Source organism: Terrimonas sp. (genome assembly GCF_003075435.1).
Classification (GTDB): Bacteria; Bacteroidota; Bacteroidia; order Chitinophagales; family Chitinophagaceae; genus Agriterribacter.
Genome location: NZ_QCZJ01000002.1, coordinates 65841 through 83734, shown reverse-complemented (window position 1 = coordinate 83734; position 17894 = coordinate 65841). Strand labels below are relative to the sequence as shown.

Sequence of the window (17894 nt, the reverse complement as noted above, 5' to 3'; positions counted from 1 at the left end):
GCATTAGCTTCTGCCTTTTATCAACGCAAATTTGCTGCCTAAATTATTTTCGGTTAAAATAAATAGCGTCTGCCTGCTGGGTAGGACATAGAACCAGGTCGTTAATACAAACATGTGCAGGCAATGTTGTACAATAATATATCACGTCTGCCACATCAGGGCCTGTAAGCGGTTGCAAGCCATTATAAACAGATTTTGCTTTTTCTTCATCTCCATTAAAACGAACAAGAGAAAACTCCGTTTCCGCAGCGCCGGGGTTTATGGAAGTTACTTTAATACCGTGGCGTAACAGGTCTATTCTCATGCCTTTAGATATGGCATCAACCGCGAATTTGCTGGCACAATACACATTTCCTTTATCATACACTTCTTTGCCTGCCACAGAGCCAAGATTTATAATGTGCCCCCTGGTTGGTATTAAAAATGGTATCACTGCTTTTGAAACATACAACAAACCTTTAACATTGGTATCCATCATTGTATCCCACTCATCAATATTCCCTTCATCAATATGCTCTCTGCCCAGGGCAAGCCCTGCGTTATTTATTAAAATGTTAATCTTTTTCCATGGTTCGTCAATTGCATTTATTTTTTCAAAAACATCGTTCCTGTTGCGCACATCAAAAGCAAGCGTCAATACATTAACGCCGTATTGTTTCTCCAATGCTGTTTTTAAAGATTGCAGCCTGTCTTCTCTCCTTCCATTGATTATTACATTGTATCCTTCTTTTGCAAATTTTTCTGCACATGCTTTTCCAAAACCTGATGTAGCGCCGGTAATAAAAACAATTTTGCTCATTTTTTTAAATTATTGCTGCAAAGATAAGCAGGATGCAAAAATGGTATACTTACTTTCAATCACCATCCGTATAATTGCGTTGACTGAAATATCCATTCCGGCGTAATAATCTGGCTGCTGGTAACAGCATACCAGGGATTTAATAACTCATCCTGGTTATTCTTTAAAATATGAATATTCTGGGCAGGCATATAGCTTTGGGCTAACAGGTAAATTTTTTCACCGTTGCTCTTCACTCCAATATCCATCACTATTACTGCATGTCCCGGATACCCTCCTTTGATCAGTACATCGCCGGGTGCAATATCCTGAACCGGCTTCTTTTTTAACTGTTTTTCTAAAGAAGCTGTACCGCAAAAGGCAAAAACTTTTTCAAGATAATTTTCAAAGTGCTGAATATTCTCACCACCGGTATATCTATACGCCTTGTTGCTATTATCGTAAAAAACAATTTCATTCATTCTTTTATTGTCAAACAGGTAGCTGGCGCGAAGCCTCATTACCGCATCAGCACATTGTTGTAAATCCTTTTTACCTACAGGTATATCCAGCACGGCAAATTGTGCAGTTTGATTTTTTTTGGGAAACCCGTTATACAGGTAAACCGTTTTGCCAGGCTTCAGCCTTATATTCCTTAACCATTCGGCAAATGAGCGCTCCGGGAATTCTATTCGTTTATAACCATAAGGTAATGGGATATTACGAATACGGTCCTTACTGTTTCCTGTATTGGTTGCGATAAAGGAAGGGGAAAAACAGGCTGAAAAGAGCAGGGTAAAATACCAATTCATAATTCCTTATTTTTGAAAAGTTATTATGAGACGCACCAATAGCAGTTTGCATAAAATAAGATTGTTAAAAATTTATTAACCTATACACACAAAGAACTATAACGTATATGTCAAATATTCTGATCATTGATGATGAAAAAGCGATCCGTAAAACTTTAGGTGAAATACTTTCTTATGAAGGATATAAAATAGACGAGGCAGGCGACGGAGAAGAAGGCTTGAAAAAGTTTAAAGAAAAAAATTATGATGTTGTATTGTGCGACATTAAAATGCCCAAGCTGGATGGCATTGAATTTTTAGATAAGGTTGCCGAGATAAATCCTGATGTTCCGGTTATTATGATTTCAGGGCACGGCACTATTGAAACAGCCGTTGAAGCGGTAAAAAAAGGAGCTTATGATTATGTGTCGAAACCTCCTGACCTGAACCGCCTGCTGATAACGATACGCAATGCTATGGATAAAACCAACCTCGTAACCGAAACAAAAGTGTTAAGGAGAAAGGTAACGAAGGTTGATGAAATGATAGGCGAATCAGCACCAATCATAAAAATAAAAGAAACAATTGACAAGGTTGCACCAACAGACGCCAGGGTAATGATCATGGGCGAAAATGGTGTAGGAAAAGAATTAGTTGCCCGCTGGATACATGAAAAAAGCAATCGCTCCAAAGGTGCTTTGATTGAAGTGAATTGTGCTGCTATTCCAAGTGAGCTAATAGAAAGCGAATTATTCGGGCATGAAAAAGGCTCATTTACATCAGCCGTAAAACAACGCATAGGAAAATTTGAGCAGGCACATGGCGGAACGCTCTTCCTCGATGAAATTGGCGATATGAGCCTTAATGCACAGGCAAAAGTATTGAGGGCGCTGCAGGAAGGCAAAATAACCAGGGTTGGCGGTGATAAAGATATCAGCGTGGATGTTCGTGTAATTGCTGCAACCAATAAAGACTTATTGCAGGAAGTGGATGAAAAACAATTCCGCCTCGACTTATATCATCGCCTGAGTGTTATTATTATTCATGTGCCTTCATTAAATGACCGCAGGGATGATATCCCGCTGCTGGTTGATAAATTTTTAGCTGATATCTGCACAGAATATGGTATTCCCAAAAAAGAAATTGATGGCGATGCCATGAAGGCTTTGCAGGATAACAACTGGACGGGCAATATCAGGGAGCTGAGAAATGTTGTTGAACGCCTTGTTATTCTGTCCGGAAAAAGTATTAAGGAAGATGATGTTAGCAGCTATGTGATTCCAAGAAAATAAAGGGAAATGAAAAAAGTGTATTGTATATGTGGATTGGGTGCAGATGAAAGGATTTTCAGTAAGCTTACCTGGCAGCCTGGTACAGATGTGCATTATATACAATGGCTTGTGCCCGAAAAGGATGAAACACTTGAAGCGTATGCCAAAAGAATGGCCGCGCAAATTACCTCCACGGACGATTTCACACTGATCGGTGTTTCTTTTGGCGGCATCATGGCTATTGAAATTACCCGCATTATGCCGGTAAAAAAGCTGATCCTGATCTCCAGTGTAGAAACACATCATCAGTTGCCCACCTGGATGAAACTTTGTGGTAAACTGAGATTATACCGGTTGATACCCACAGGAGTATTACATGATATTCGCCCGTTAAAACTATTTGAGCCCATTGAAAATTATTTTCTCGGCTCATATACACAGGATCAAAAAGCGCTTGCCCGTGAATACAGGAAAAATGTAAATCCTTATTATTTAAAATGGTCAATCAGGCAGATACTGCATTGGAAAAATGAACGTGTTTTCAAGGATTTCTATCATATCCATGGCACAGCAGACAGAATATTCCCCATCAAAAAAATAACACCTACCCATAGCATTGAAGCCGGAAGGCATTTTATGTTATATCATAAGCCGGAGGAGGTGTCGGAAGTGCTTCGGAAAATCATTTAAGGTAAATACCTGGTTAACGGCAATATGTTTTCCTTAACAAATTTAGAGAAAGCAAACCTGTAACATTTCATCATATTTGCCTACTTATAGCCATGATAAATATTTATACTATTTTTGGCGACTTTTTAATTTAACGTTTCAACAATGGGCTTGATCATTTTTATTGTATGTACTATCGGTTTTCATATTGGCTTGTACGGCATGTTTAAAAAAGCCGGTATCGACCCCTGGAAGGCACTTGTACCATATTATAACACCTGGGAAATGGTACAGAAAATGCCATTAAAAAAACATTGGTTTTTTCTCCAGTTTATCCCCATTGTAGGACAATTTATTTCTATCTGGATATATATAAAGTTTGTTGAGCACTTCGGCCGTTTTTCAGTTTTACATCATACTGCGGCGGTATTTCTTCCATTTATATACTTTCCTTACCTGGGATTTTCAAAAAATGAAAGATATGCAGGTAATGCTGTGGTAAAGAATTATAAAAAATCCTCAGCACGGGAATGGATAGACGCAGGTGTGTTCGCCGTTGTTGCAGCTACTATTATCCGCACTTTTATTTTTGAAGCTTATGTGATACCAACAGGCAGTATGGAAAAAACGCTTATGGTAAATGATTTCCTGTTTGTAAGTAAACTAAGCTATGGACCAAGGCTCCCCAATACACCACTTGCTATTCCCTTTGTGCATCATACTGCACCTGTCATCAACACAAAATCTTACCTGGAATGGATAAAACTGCCGTACAAAAGATTATGGTCAAGCCCGATAGAACGCAATGATGTGGTAGTATTTAATTATCCCGTAGGAGATACGGTTGTTGGTGAATATGAATCCAATATAAACTACTATGATGCCTTAAGAGAAAGATATAAAGGAGATAGACAAGCCATTTTAGATAGAGATGATATTATTGTGAGACCAGTGGATAAACGGGAGAACTTTATTAAACGGTGTGTGGGTATTCCCGGTGACACAATACAATTGAAAGAAGCAATTTTGTACGTAAATGGCTCAACTGCTTATGTACCACCAAATTCGGCAACTAATTATATAGTAAAAACAAAAGGGGTTGCCCTTGATGAAGAAGTTCTCAAGGAAGAATTCAATGTAGAAGGAAAATATGGACAAATTTCCATTTCAGGAAATAGTGAATATTTAATTACACTTACAGAAGCTGAAGCAGAAAAAATGAAGCAGCAACCCTATATAGAAAGTGTATCAAAAAAGCTAAATTATCCGGATGCTAAAGAGTATGCTGAAGATGAACCAAGATATACTAAAATGTTTCCGCAGGATACCGCGCATTACAAGTGGAGTGAGGATTTTTATGGGCCTGTCTGGATTCCTAAAAAAGGCTCCTCTATAACATTAACTCCGGAAAATGTTTCTATTTACAGGAGAGTGATAAATGTATATGAAGGCAATAAACTCGAAGAAAAAGATGGTAAGTTTATCATTAACGGGCAGGAAACCAATCAATATACTTTTAAGATGGATTATTTCTGGCTGATGGGTGACAACCGCCATAACTCACAGGATTCAAGATTCTGGGGTTTTGTGCCGGAAGATCATGTTGTAGGACGTGCTTCCTTAATATGGTTTAGCTGGGATAAGGCCCCCAGATGGAACAGGCTATTCAGATCAATCAAATAATCATTCATTAACAGCATTGTAATGCCTGCGGAAAAGAAGCATATCACGTTGAGCTATTCGGTATTTGAGTCGGTTGAGGCATTGATGGAAAACGACAAAGCATTACTGCTTGAAGCCCGCAATGCTACCGGTGATGCCTATGCGCCGTATTCAATGTTTACCGTTGGAGCGGCTGCATTACTGTATAACGGAGAAATAGTAAAAGGCTCCAACCAGGAAAATGCTTCTTCACCGGCAGGGTTATGTGCAGAGCGGGTATTGCTGTCCGCGATTTCATCATTCTATCCCAAAATTGGTATTGATACCATTGCCATCAGCTATTTTAATAAAAAGAATAATAAAAGCGGCAAACCTGTAGCGCCATGTGGCATCTGCAGGCAAAGTATTTTAGAATATCAACTGCAACAGCAAAAACCAATCAGGCTGATACTTGCCGGAATGGAAGGGGCTATATATATTATTGAAAATATCGCTGACCTCCTCCCCTTTTCTTTTTCCGGATCAGACATGTTGTAATCGATTGTCTTTGCCTGCCGCATCAGTACTATATTCCAATGCAATATCTGTAACGGCATAGCCAACACAGGTCAGGATCAGGCCTGCTTTCATATCTTTTTCGGTCAGCACGTCATTCATACTCATAATAACCTCGCCGCTTACACATGTTGCTACGCAGGTAGAACATCTTCCGCCTTTGCAACTATACGGCAAAGCAATATGCTGATCAAGCGCCGACTGAAGAATGGTTTTGGGATACATTGTTTCAAACGAAATATGCTGCTGCAAAATAGTAACCTTAGCCGGCTGAGGATTTATAATCAGTGGCGGAGCCGGCGGTTTATCAATAACAAAATGTTCTTTCCTTATTTGCTTACTGTCAAATCCCATCAGCGTAACAGTGAACTGGCACATACGCATAAACGATTCCGGCCCGCAGATAAAAAAAGAAGTTTTCGCAGGATCATATTTTATATAACCCGGGATCAACATTTCTAATTTTTCATTATTTAATCTCCGGTAGAAAGCATCTTCCTGGTCTGAGCTCCTGAAATCAAGCCAATGGAATTTTGTTGAAAAATCAGTGGCAATCTTTTCTATTTCGCTCCTGAAGATAGTAGTTTGCACGGATCTGTTCTGGTACATCAGTACAACAGAATTGGCGCTTCTTTTATATAACAGCTCTTTTATTACAGATATCATGGGCGTAATACCACTGCCTGCAGCAAGTAGTATCACATCTTTATTTTCATAGCTTCCTTCATTCAATACAAACATACCTGAAGGTGCAATCGCTTCTACTATATCACCAACAGAATAATGATCAATTAAATGCCTTGAAATTTCCCCGTTATGCACACGCTTTACGCTGATCTGCAGCTTTTCATTCACTCCGGATGTTGATGATATGGAATACGAACGCCTTACCTCACGGTTGTTTATTATAAAAATCAGGGTTAGAAATTGCCCGGCCTTGTAATGAATATCATTGCCTTCAATATCTTCCAGCACAAAACTATAAGCCTCTGTTGTTTCAGGAATAATATCAATAATACGTAATTGTAAAATCTTTTCCATTTTTTAAACTGATTACAAATTAACAGCATCAAATTTATAAAACCCGATTATCATTGCGCAGCATACCCCGTCACAGCGGAATGGATCATTGCTTTGTGGTTCTTTGTGTAAATCTTTGTGCCGCTTTGTGTTAAAATCCTGCTACAGATATTATTGCCAGGATTTGATGTCAGCCCGCCTCTGCCATTTAAGCAAGTTTAAATTATCTTTGATTCATGGCAGAAGACTTAATAATATCATCCGGTACAAAAGCAGAACAGTATGAAACGCTACTGCCGCAAATAAAAGCATTAATTGAAGGAGAACCAGACCTTATAGCGAATCTCGCGAATATTACGGGGGCATTAAAAGAACAATTCGGCTGGTTTTGGGTGGGATTTTATATTGTAAGGCAGGAAGAATTGGTCCTGGGTCCATTCCAGGGACCGGTAGCCTGTACCCGTATCCGTAAGGGCAAAGGTGTTTGCGGGAGCAGTTGGGAAAGCGCGATAGCAATCATTGTACCTGACGTTGAAAAATTTCCCGGGCATATAGCCTGCAGCAGTCTATCAAAATCAGAAATTGTGATACCTGTTATAAGAAACAATACGGTTGTAGCCATACTGGACGTTGACAGCGCAACATTAAATACATTTGACAGTACAGATCAATTTTACTTAGAACGCATAGTTGATATGATTGAATGGTTATGCCGCTGACGGCTTATGCAAATACCCGGGTGCCTCCTATTTTTATGATAATATTAAATTACTGGCATATTTTTATATACAATTGAAAGCATTATATGAACAATTTGCCACTTACCGTAAAACGGTCAATCGAGCTACTGGGTATATGCCTGTTATTAGCCTTATTTTCTGTAGCCAGCGATATTATAATGCCATTGCTGATGGCATTTTTCGTAAGCCTTGTATTATTGCCTGTATACCGGTTTTTAGTTAAAATAAAGATACCTGAAGTCATAGCCATTGTTTTAAGTATACTTACCGCTTCGCTTGTCATAATAGGTATAGGAACGCTGCTTTCCTTTCAGATTGCAAGCCTGGTTCGTGAATTTCCTCAAATAGAGAAAAATATTAATCAGCACTGGGCAACACTCAGTTCATGGATTGAACAGGAATTTGAGGTAAGTGCCTCCAAACAATTATCTGTTCTGAACGAACAAAGTTCAAAACTACTGAATAATGCAGGCTCTTATCTTAGTGGAGCAGCAGTAACACTAACAGGCGTTTTTGTTTTTGTTGGACTTGTTCCTATTTATGTTTTTCTTTTATTGTTTTATAAAAACCTTTTACTGCGTTTTGTGTTTCTGTGGTTCAAGCAGGAGGATCACCCGCAGGTAGAATCAGCATTACGCGGCACAGAAGTAATCATTAAAAGCTATCTCTTTGGTTTGTTGATACAGATTACTTACATGACCATATTATTAGGTACTATTTTGATGTTGTTTGGAATAAAACATGCATGGTTGATCGCGATTATCTTTGCGGTGCTCAATCTTATTCCCTATGTGGGGGCTTTGATTGGTAATATAATCGGCGTTTTGTTAACGCTTTCTTCGTCCAATCAACTTTCGCAGGTATTACTTGTATTAGGCGTTATTGCAGCGGTGCAATTTCTCGACAACAATATTTTAATGCCCCGCATTGTTGGATCTAAAGTTAAAATAAATGCATTGGTAAGTATCATAGCAGTTATTGTAGGTGGCACAATAGCCGGTATATCGGGAATGTTTCTTTCCCTGCCGCTTGTAGCTATTTTCAAGATCATGTTTGATCATTCTACAGGCTTTAAGCATTGGGGATTCTTGCTCGGGGATGAAAGACCTGGATTAAGCCCTATGACTAACCCGGTTGTACGACTGAGAAATAAACATGTAAGGAAGGCAGAAGAAACAAACGAGGATAATGATGAGAAGGAATAAAGAGCTAGATTTTTTTTACTTCTGCAAAACGCTTAAAAAACTCAAGCGATTCAGGGTTCTTTACAGCTCCTTCATTCACCGGTTTTCCCATCAATATTTTCTTTACCGGCATTTCCATTTTTTTTCCGCTGATGGTATAGGGCAAATCTTTTACTTCTATAATTTCGTCGGGTACATGCCGGGGAGAATAGGTTGTACGTAATGTAGCTTTTATTAACAGCTTTATTTCTTCATCCAGTAAAATCCCATCTTTCATTACCACAAACAAAGGCATGTAATCGCCACCTCCGGTCAATTCAATATTCACTATCAGGCTGTCTTTTACTTTATCTATTTTATCAACTGCACGATAAATTTCAGCAGTTCCTATACGTACTCCCTGCCGGTTGAGTGTAGCATCCGATCTTCCTAAAATCACTACACCATCCCGGGGCGTTATCTTTAACCAATCGCCGTGCCTCCATATACCGGGATATGTTTCAAAATAACTGGCAGTATATTTTTCAAAATCCGGATCATTCCAAAAGTATACCGGCATGGAGGGCATCGGCTTTGTTATTACCATCTCTCCTACCTCATCTGATACCGCATTACCCTCCTCATCAAAAGCATACATACTGCATCCTAAAGCCCTGCCCTGTATTTCACCTTCATATACGTTACGCCAGGGCACGCCGCCTACAAACGCGGTGCACACATCTGTTCCGCCGCTCATGCTGCATAACCAAACATCTTTTTTTATGTTCTCATATACATAATCAAACCCTTCAGGCGGCAATGGAGAACCTGTAGAACTTATAGAACGTAGAGCTGATAAATCATAAGACTCACGGGGACGTATACCTGCTTTTTTGCAGGCCATAATATATGGCGCACTTGTACCAAAATGATGAAGCCCGGTCTGTTCTGCCAGTTTCCATAACACATTTAAGTCCGGATAACCCGGACTTCCATCATACAACACAATAGTAGCGCCTGCAAGCAATGCGCCGTGCAGGTAGTTCCACATCATCCAGCCGGTAGTGGTGAACCAAAAAAAAATTTCACAGGGCTTAATGTCATTGTGAAACCATAAATATTTATAATGTTCAAGCAAAACACCGCCATGACTGTGCGTAATAGCCTTTGGTACACCTGTAGTGCCTGAAGAATATAAGATCCAGACGGGATGCTCAAATGGTAGAGGCATAAAAGTCAGCTCATTAAAAGCTGTTTGCATTATATCGTTCCATTTTTCGGCTTCAACATTTTCTTCTATACTTACTTTATCCAGGTATGGAATAATAATCACCTTTTCAACACTGGGTAATGCTGTTTTTATTTGTTTTACCGCATCCAGGCGGCTGAAGGTTTTACCATTATATGAATATCCATCTGCGGCAATTAAAATTCTGGGTTCTATTTGTTTAAAACGTTCAATCACGCTTTCCACACCAAAATCAGGAGAGCAACTACTCCAAACGGCCCCGATGGCCATTGAAGCCAGCAGTGCTACAGACGCTTCCGGAATATTAGGAAGATAACCCGCTATTCTGTCTCCAGGTTTAATACCTTGTGCAATAAGATAAGTTTGCAGTGCAGCTGTATCATTCTTCAACATTTCCCAGCTAACAGAAGTTAAGGCCTGTTGCTCTGATTGAAATATTATTGCCGGGTATTCGCTATTTGCATTTCTGAAAACATGTTCCGCATAATTTAGTGTGCCACCCTCAAACCACTTTGTATGTGGCATGGCATCATCGCTAATCACTATGCTATATGGGTTGTGCCAGATAATATCAAAATGCTCAGTTATGCTCTTCCAGAACAGATCAACATGCTGCACAGACCACTCCCATAAAGCTTTGTAATTATGGACTGATACGTCGTAATGAATACCAAGCCATTTGGCGTAATAGCTCAAATTTGAATGTTCTTTCCATTCTGCAGACGGTGTCCATAAAACAGCAGGCTCCATACTACTTCAATTTTATTTTACTATTTTCCAGCAATAACGTTTAAGCTTACCCGAAAAATCAAAAGGCGTTGTTGCGCCGGTAATATCTTTTATTGTGGAACAATGTATATTTTCTTTATCCAGTATAAACTTTGTAAAATTAGTGCTGAAATATAAAATGGCTCCTGGCGACATGGCATATAGTACATTGCTGATCAGCTCCACATGATCTCTCTGTATATCCAGAAAATCGTCCTTCATTTTTTTACTGTTGCTGAATGTGGGCGGATCCATTATTACGAGGTCGAACATATTCGGTTTCAACTCCTGCAGGTATTGCTTTACATCAGCATTATCAAAACGAAAGGAGGTATCATTAAAGCCATTCAATACCATGTTTTCTTCAGCCCAGGTAAGATATGTTTTGGAGAGATCAACCGTGGTGACCGAAGAAGCACCTCCCGCTGCCGCATACACGCTGAAGGAGCCGGTATAGGCAAAAAGATTCAATACTCTTTTTCCGGCTGCTTCCTGCTTTACCATTGCTCTTGTTATACGATGATCTAAAAACAAACCGGTATCTAAGTAATCAGATAAGTTTACCTTAAACTTTAACCCGGCTTCTTCTACAACAAAATACTCTTTTTCTTCGCTTACTTTCTGGTATTGTCCCAACCGGCCCTGCTTACGCTGTCTTTGTTTTACATAAATCTTATCCTGCGCCACACACAATACCTTTTCAACCACAGCTAACGCGGCATCAAGCCATTGTTCATGTTCCTCATCGCTCATACCATGCCTGCGGCGGTATTCCGCTATATATAGTTTGTCTTCATAAAAATCAATACTCATCGGAAATTCCGGCAGGTCATGATCATATACCCGGTAACAGGTAATATCCTGGCGCTTTGCCTGCTTATGAATATGTTTGAATACTTTGGCCAGCCTGTTCTCAAACATCTGTAATTTATCTGTAGAAATCACCGGTTGCATGGTTCAAACGTACATGAAATTTTTCATTCATAAAATACACAAAAGATGGATGCAAAACTTCATAAATGTTCAATAGGAAGATTGTAAAATCATGTATACATTAAAATCAAAATATCGCCCGCAACGATGCCCTGCCTACATGTACGGTATTTGATGCAGCGGATTTTCTCCCCTCATACTGAAAATTTAACTCAAGATAAGAAGTGAGCCGTTTGGTAAGGTCTACCGTCCACAAAAAATTCTTTCCGGGCAGCAGCGCATCAAGCATGATATAGGAAACCGAAGTATTAGCACTGTTTGCATTGGCCGGATCTGAATATTTAATCTGGCTGTAAGTAAATTTTGCAGTAACGGAAGTACTTGATACCACATTATATTTAGCTTCGCTTATCAAAGAATGTATGGTTGCTTTTTGTGTAGAATCGGTATTGGTTTTATCATCAAACTTATACCCCAGCAGTATCCTGAAATTGGTATTACGGGTAAAGGAAAGCCTTGGCTCCAGCCCTATACCTTCGATATTGTAATTCCTGTTGTCAAAGTTGGGTGTTATCAAACGGGTCAACCCTTTCTTTCCGATAAGTTCCAGCAAAAGGCTACGGGTCATGTTCCACCTGCTCTTTACATTCCACTCATTTACTTTCCGGCTCTCGTAGCCATAAGTCAGAAAAGCCTTATTATCATTCCTGATATTGTTCAAATCTAAACCCCATACACTACTGGAACGGTTAAACGAAAATGAATTACTGAAAACATTATTCAAAATGATAAGTGAAGTATCTGATAACGCTGTTGAGAATGGATTAAAGCTTAAGCTGCCTGACATTTCTTTTTTGTATACCTGCAGGGAGCTTTGAAAATATAACCTGGTGAGCAATTTTTGGAATCCATTGGCTTTTGCCGCATTAATAGCAGCACGTGGATTAATAATAAAACTGTAATTAAACTGCAGGTAGTTTGCTTTTATATATTCATTGGTTGGCGTAAAGATGCGTATATATTTTGCCTGGTCTTTAAACTGCGATAATTCAAACTCGTTCAATTGCTGTATACCATCATTGTTATAATCAATCCAGGTAAATTCTCCCTGGCCGGCAGGCACTTCCACATAAGTAAAATTTCTTTTCTGCTCCTGCCCTGTTCCTACTTCATACAATACATTTCCGTTAATTAATCCTTTAAATTCATTAATAAGATACTCTGTACGACCAAGTATGGTTTCCTCCGCCTTGCGGGTTGGGTTAACTTTATCATCCAGTATATCTAATTTCCTGTAAGTAATATTCACACGTAACTGGTGCTTCTCACTTTTCATCAATTCCGTATATGCATTAACGTTATTGCTCCTGTCTGACCGCAGCAATTTCCCCAGGTAAGGATAACTATCGCTTCTTGTAAAATAAGTGACGCCCCATTTATTAGGTTTACTAACGGGTGATTTTACATACACCTGCCATATATCAAAAGCAAAGTTGGCCGCATTCAGCGAATCCAATTGCTTATACCTGGAAAAATTTCTTTCAAGTGTATAACCTGCCCCAATTCTATGGTTTCCTAAAGAAGGAAAATCTTTGGATATATCCAATACAGGTTTCAGGTAATATCCTTTCTGATCTGAAAGATTAAAGTTGGTTATGTTCAACTGGTTATTGAAATGCCAGTTGCCATAATCCGATCTTTGCAAAATACTATTTCTCACGCCGCTATATCCATCACCCCGCAGGTAATTTTCAAACTTATACTGAACGGTATTGCCGGATTTGCCGTTTAACTGTGCACCGATTTTAAAAAGATTTTCTGTTGCGGCATTTACCGTTATCGGCAAACCCCAATCGCGGTAAAATTCTACGGTTCTTAAACGTTCAATCGGCTTAAACCTGTCCTGCACCCATTCGTAGCTTAACTGAGATGTAAGGGTTATATCCTTCGCTGATTTTTTAACGGGTCTTGTATCCATCAACGCAAATTTGGCAGCATAGCCAATATCATCGCCTTTGTTTTTTGAAGAAAAACTGTTGATATTATAATTACTCAGCGCAAGGTCTGTGCTGATAATGGTTTTATCTGATAAAGCATAATCAGCACCTATGGTTACCAGTTGCTGTTTCTTTGGAGCTATCAATAAAATTACCGGTTCATAATTTCCCCGGGGTATATTGTTTTCATCAGGCGACACCCATTTAAAAACTTTTCCATTAGCCGCATTGGTTTCATCAGGCACATAATTACCTCTTCCTGCGCCAACTTCCGTAAAAGCAAGGCTGTACAGTTGGTCTTCTTTTGTGGCAGCATATACAAATACAGAATCATGCGCTGTGTTATTATATACCGTATCAATTTTCCTGTATAATATTTTATTAGTTGCAAATGTATCGAGTGACTGTGAAGGGTATAATGCATTTTGCACACTATCACCGACATCTGCCAAAAATTGCTTCTGTTTTATATCGAGCGTTTGATTAATGGGAGAATTTCTTGCATCAGCATTAGAATAAGCAGCCAGACGGACTTTAAGTTTCTTTCCTATAGCAGCTTCGTCAAAAAAATATAATTGTGCATTAAGATAATTCCTGTCTGCATATCCAAACTCTACCTGTATACGACTGTCTTTGGTGATCATTCGCTTAGGTGTGAACGTTACTTCGGCTGTATTATAATTAATCACATAATCCTGGTCTTCGCCGCGCTGCAATAGTTCGCCATCAATATATACTCTTTCCGTTCCTGCCAGTACTATAAAAAAAAGTTCGTTGTTGGGTCCCTGTAAACGGTAAGGGCCCTGGTTACCCTCTGTTCCCTGGAAAACATTTCGGGTATACTTGCCTTTTGCAATGGCGCCACTTACCAAAAAATGATTTTTAATGGATGGACTTACATTTGTTTCCTGCTCAAAAGCCCCCCCCTGCAGGCGGGAATAATAATTCAGGAAATAGTTTTGCTGCTGGCGTATATCAATATCGCCAATATCAAAATGCCAGCCGTTTTTTTTGAATTGAATAAAGACCTTGTCAAACTCATTCAGGTTTTGCGTATTGCCATCCGGCTGAACAGGAATATTACTGTCTGTAATTGCCGCCGCTATCTGTATACTATCCGCAAGGTATCCGCTCATCTGTAGGTTCAGCGTTGAATTCAACACCACATCCTGCTGGTTGCCGAAAGAAAGCCCACGTCCGAAGCTTCCATTATAATTTACATTACCAAAATCAAAAATGGAGTTTTGAGAAGTATTGACTCCAAGATCGGCGCCTGCAAAAAAATTGTTTTTAATACTATCAAACCTCATGCGCTGGTAAGTAGTATGAAAACTGCCGGGAAATACACGGTAAAAAACAAGAAGACTGTCTGTAGCAGGTTTTTGTTTCCAGGTAAGCCGGGCATTAAAATAGTCGAGTATATATGCCTCGTGTGAAATTCCTGTGATTTTAAAAGTGCCGGGCACTATGCTCAGTGTATCAAGCCTGATGGTATCTGTTACAGGAGAAATGACCTTTTTCCTGAGATTGGACAGCGAAGGATTTTGCTGGGCCACCCCCCATTGAACACCCATAAAACACAACCATATCAAAAGCAGCCGGTTTTTCAATCCTTCCTTTTTTGTATGAATGCCTAAAGTTAGAATTTATTGTATATCAATGAGAAAAAAGGGGGAAATGCCACGAATGCACGAATGGATTTGGTATTATTCTAACTTATCGGAAAACTATTCTGCCACTAATTTCCTTTTAGTATTTTTAACCGGCACATATTGTGTGGTACTGAATACTACACCTTTCAAAGGTTTTGCATCGTATTCATATCCATCTTCATCAACAAAATATGTAATGCCGTTCTTTTTTGCCTGACCCATCATGAGTTTTTTTCCAAAAATAAGCTGGTCTGAGCTGTAATTGAACCAAAACGGGGCATCATAGATGGCAGGGATGATAATACCATCCCTGCACGCATATCCATATTTACCTTCATTTATTATCAAAAATTTTTCATTCCATCTGTTCGCTAATGAATCATAAACAGGTTTAATTTTAAGATTACCCAACGTATCCATCATTCCATATTTGCTTCCTGATTTGATATTATACACTGGTTGTAGTCCATGCCGGTCAAAATATTCCATCTTATCATATATCAGGTCTGCAAGAAATTTTCCTTCTCTATTTATCAGCCCATATTTTTTATTATGCGAAACAATTGCTGCACCATTCTGAAATGGATACACATAATCAAACTGCGCTGGAATTACTATACTATTCCTAGCATCCTGAAATCCCCATTTCCCATTCTCCTGCATTGGCAATGGTGCATTAAGTTGTGCGGTTGATTTAAAAATATAGGGATTTTCTTCAGCATATCCGCCTGCTAAAAACAATATATTACCACCCCTTTCTTCAAAATGCGTAATTATCAATTCCTGTTCTTTATTCACGCCAATTCTGATCCTATCTATATCAATATTGCTGAAAAAAAGAGGCACGAAGAGTTGATGTTTATTAAAGTAAATTTCAAAATACTTTTTCTTCCATTTACCCTTAAAAGTTTGCTCTTTCCATTGGGTTAAAGTATCATTATATTGCCAATAAGAAATTTTCGCTTTATCAACATCTTCAAAACTGAGATTAAAAGAATTACATTCCCCCTTTAGATTAAACAGGTTAAGTATATTAACAGCATAATAGGTGTTCTTGTTTGTTCCTGAATAACCAGCATATTGGTTTGTCAGAACTTCTTTACCATTATTAAGTTTTGAAAATTTCCTGGTTTTGCTAAATCTGTAAGTTCCACATGAAGTAAATAGAAAAGCAAAACCTAATCCTATTAATCTGCAATAGTTCATAAGCTTTAAATATAGATTGCCATAAATCACCTGATCTTCGAATGCTTCTTCGTATCCTTCATCGTAACATATACGATCAGGGAAATAAATATAGCAAGGGTTACATACCAGTAGAAATAAGACTCATGTCCGCTTTTTTTAAACCAAAGCGCTATAAATTCAGCAGTGCCGCCAAAAATAGCTGTAGTTAACGCATAAGGTAATCCTACGCCGAGTGCCCGCACTTCCGCAGGGAATAATTCTGCTTTTACAACCGCGTTAATAGAAGTATAACCGCTCACAATAATAAGCCCTGCCATAATCAGTAAAAATGCATGGAACACAGTTTGTGTATTACCTATTGCTGTCAGCAGCGGTACAGTACATATTGTGCCTGCAATACCAAAAGCCATCAGCAGGGGTCTTCTGCCAATTTTGTCGGACAATAATCCAAAAACCGGCTGCAGCAAAGCGAACAAAAAAAGTGAGCAAAAAGATATGATCGTGCTTTGATTAATGGTAAGATGCACCGTATTTACCAGGAATTTCTGCATGTATATGGAATAAGTATAAAATGCTATAGTGCCTCCAAGTGTTAAACCTATTACCAATGCAATGGCATGGGGATGTTTCAAAAGTTCTGAAATACTTCCTCTCCTTTCATGCTTCTCAGCCTTTTCAATAAAAGAAGATGTTTCATCAAGATTGCTCCTTATATATAGTGCCACAACGGCAAGCAAAGCCCCGATTACAAAGGGAATGCGCCAACCCCAGGCATGAAGCTGCTCTTCAGTAAGCAACAGCTTTTGCAGTATGATCTGAACACCCAGCGCCACCAGTTGCCCACCTATCAATGTTACGTACTGAAAACTTGAATAGAATCCCCGCCGGTTACTGGTTGCCATTTCGCTTAAGTAAGTGGCGGAAGTACCATACTCCCCTCCTACGCTTAATCCCTGCAACATGCGGGCAATAAATAAAATTACCGGAGCTGCTACACCAATGATATTGTACGAAGGTGTGCAGGCAATTAGCAAAGCGCCTAAAGACATCAGTAGAATGGATAATGTCATTGCCTTTTTTCTTCCGGCTTTGTCAGCAATTCTTCCGAATATCCATCCACCAATAGGCCGCATTAAAAACCCAACCGCAAAAATGCCCGCAGCATTGAGTAGTTGTGCCGTACGATCTGCCTGTGGAAAAAAAGCCGGGGAGAAATACAATGCAAATGCAGAATACGCATACCAGTCGTACCACTCAACAAGGTTGCCGATTGAGCCGCCGGTAATGGCTTTTATTCTTTTTTTAATATCCGCATGATGGGATGCAGGCGAGTTAAACATATAAGGAAATAAAAATGCCGGTTTGATTTGTGCTCAAATATATGTTGCAAATAAGATTCAGCAGATAATAAATAAAAAAGCCTGGCAGTTAATTACCAGGCTGGCGAAATAATTGCAG

General features: G+C 39.1%; 14 protein-coding genes. 6 read left to right on the top strand and 8 right to left on the bottom strand.

Annotated features, from left to right (window positions below; translation table 11 throughout):
- Positions 1–43 precede the first annotated feature (43 nt).
- Both DC498_RS03000 and DC498_RS02995 read right to left on the bottom strand, forming a co-directional pair.
- On the bottom strand, positions 44–799 hold the full coding sequence (locus DC498_RS03000; protein WP_116872652.1) for an SDR family NAD(P)-dependent oxidoreductase: 756 nt from the start codon (positions 797–799) through the stop codon (positions 44–46).
- A 59-nt stretch (positions 800–858) separates the two neighbouring features.
- Complete coding sequence (locus DC498_RS02995; RefSeq protein ID WP_116872651.1) at positions 859–1590, bottom strand: DUF4846 domain-containing protein; 732 nt, start codon at positions 1588–1590, stop codon at positions 859–861.
- A gap of 107 nt (positions 1591–1697) precedes the next feature.
- Between DC498_RS02995 and DC498_RS02990 the strand changes: the two genes are divergently transcribed.
- The 4 genes from DC498_RS02990 (at position 1698) to DC498_RS02975 (ending at position 5708) form a co-directional block, all read left to right on the top strand.
- A complete protein-coding gene (locus DC498_RS02990; RefSeq protein ID WP_116872650.1) occupies positions 1698–2861 on the top strand; it encodes a sigma-54-dependent transcriptional regulator in 1164 nt (387 codons plus the stop codon).
- A gap of 6 nt (positions 2862–2867) precedes the next feature.
- Entirely contained in the window at positions 2868–3530 is a 663-nt protein-coding gene (locus DC498_RS02985) for an alpha/beta fold hydrolase (RefSeq protein ID WP_116872649.1), read from the top strand.
- 144 nt (positions 3531–3674) lie between these two features.
- The gene (locus tag DC498_RS02980) at positions 3675–5192 is read left to right on the top strand and encodes a S26 family signal peptidase (RefSeq protein ID WP_116872648.1); all 1518 of its coding nucleotides are present in this window, start codon (positions 3675–3677) and stop codon (positions 5190–5192) included.
- Positions 5193–5213: 21 nt separating this feature from the next.
- On the top strand, positions 5214–5708 hold the full coding sequence (locus DC498_RS02975) for a cytidine deaminase (RefSeq protein ID WP_116872647.1): 495 nt from the start codon (positions 5214–5216) through the stop codon (positions 5706–5708).
- Here the strand turns inward: DC498_RS02975 and DC498_RS02970 are convergent.
- On the bottom strand, positions 5694–6767 hold the full coding sequence (locus tag DC498_RS02970; RefSeq protein ID WP_116872646.1) for a ferredoxin--NADP reductase: 1074 nt from the start codon (positions 6765–6767) through the stop codon (positions 5694–5696). The two genes, DC498_RS02975 and DC498_RS02970, sit on opposite strands and share 15 nt — an antisense overlap.
- A 215-nt stretch (positions 6768–6982) precedes the next feature.
- Between DC498_RS02970 and DC498_RS02965 the strand changes: the two genes are divergently transcribed.
- Entirely contained in the window at positions 6983–7465 is a 483-nt protein-coding gene (locus DC498_RS02965) for a GAF domain-containing protein (RefSeq protein ID WP_116872645.1), read from the top strand.
- 86 nt (positions 7466–7551) lie between these two features.
- A complete protein-coding gene (locus DC498_RS02960) occupies positions 7552–8691 on the top strand; it encodes an AI-2E family transporter (RefSeq protein WP_116872644.1) in 1140 nt (379 codons plus the stop codon).
- Between the two features lie 4 nt (positions 8692–8695).
- Here the strand turns inward: DC498_RS02960 and DC498_RS02955 are convergent, their stop codons facing one another.
- From DC498_RS02955 to DC498_RS02935, 5 genes are all read right to left on the bottom strand, one after another.
- Entirely contained in the window at positions 8696–10648 is a 1953-nt protein-coding gene (locus DC498_RS02955) for an acetoacetate--CoA ligase (RefSeq protein WP_116872643.1), read from the bottom strand.
- 12 nt (positions 10649–10660) lie between these two features.
- Entirely contained in the window at positions 10661–11620 is a 960-nt protein-coding gene (locus DC498_RS02950) for a class I SAM-dependent methyltransferase (RefSeq protein WP_240627836.1), read from the bottom strand.
- A 106-nt stretch (positions 11621–11726) separates the two neighbouring features.
- Positions 11727–15206 carry a hypothetical protein gene (locus DC498_RS02945; protein WP_240627834.1) on the bottom strand — a complete coding sequence of 1160 codons (3480 nt, stop codon included), beginning with the start codon at positions 15204–15206 and terminating at the stop codon, positions 11727–11729.
- 117 nt (positions 15207–15323) lie between these two features.
- Positions 15324–16454, bottom strand: coding sequence for a WG repeat-containing protein (locus DC498_RS02940; protein ID WP_116872641.1), 1131 nt, complete (start codon positions 16452–16454; stop codon positions 15324–15326).
- A 26-nt stretch (positions 16455–16480) separates the two neighbouring features.
- On the bottom strand, positions 16481–17776 hold the full coding sequence (locus DC498_RS02935; RefSeq protein WP_116872640.1) for an MFS transporter: 1296 nt from the start codon (positions 17774–17776) through the stop codon (positions 16481–16483).
- Positions 17777–17894: the final 118 nt, after the last annotated feature.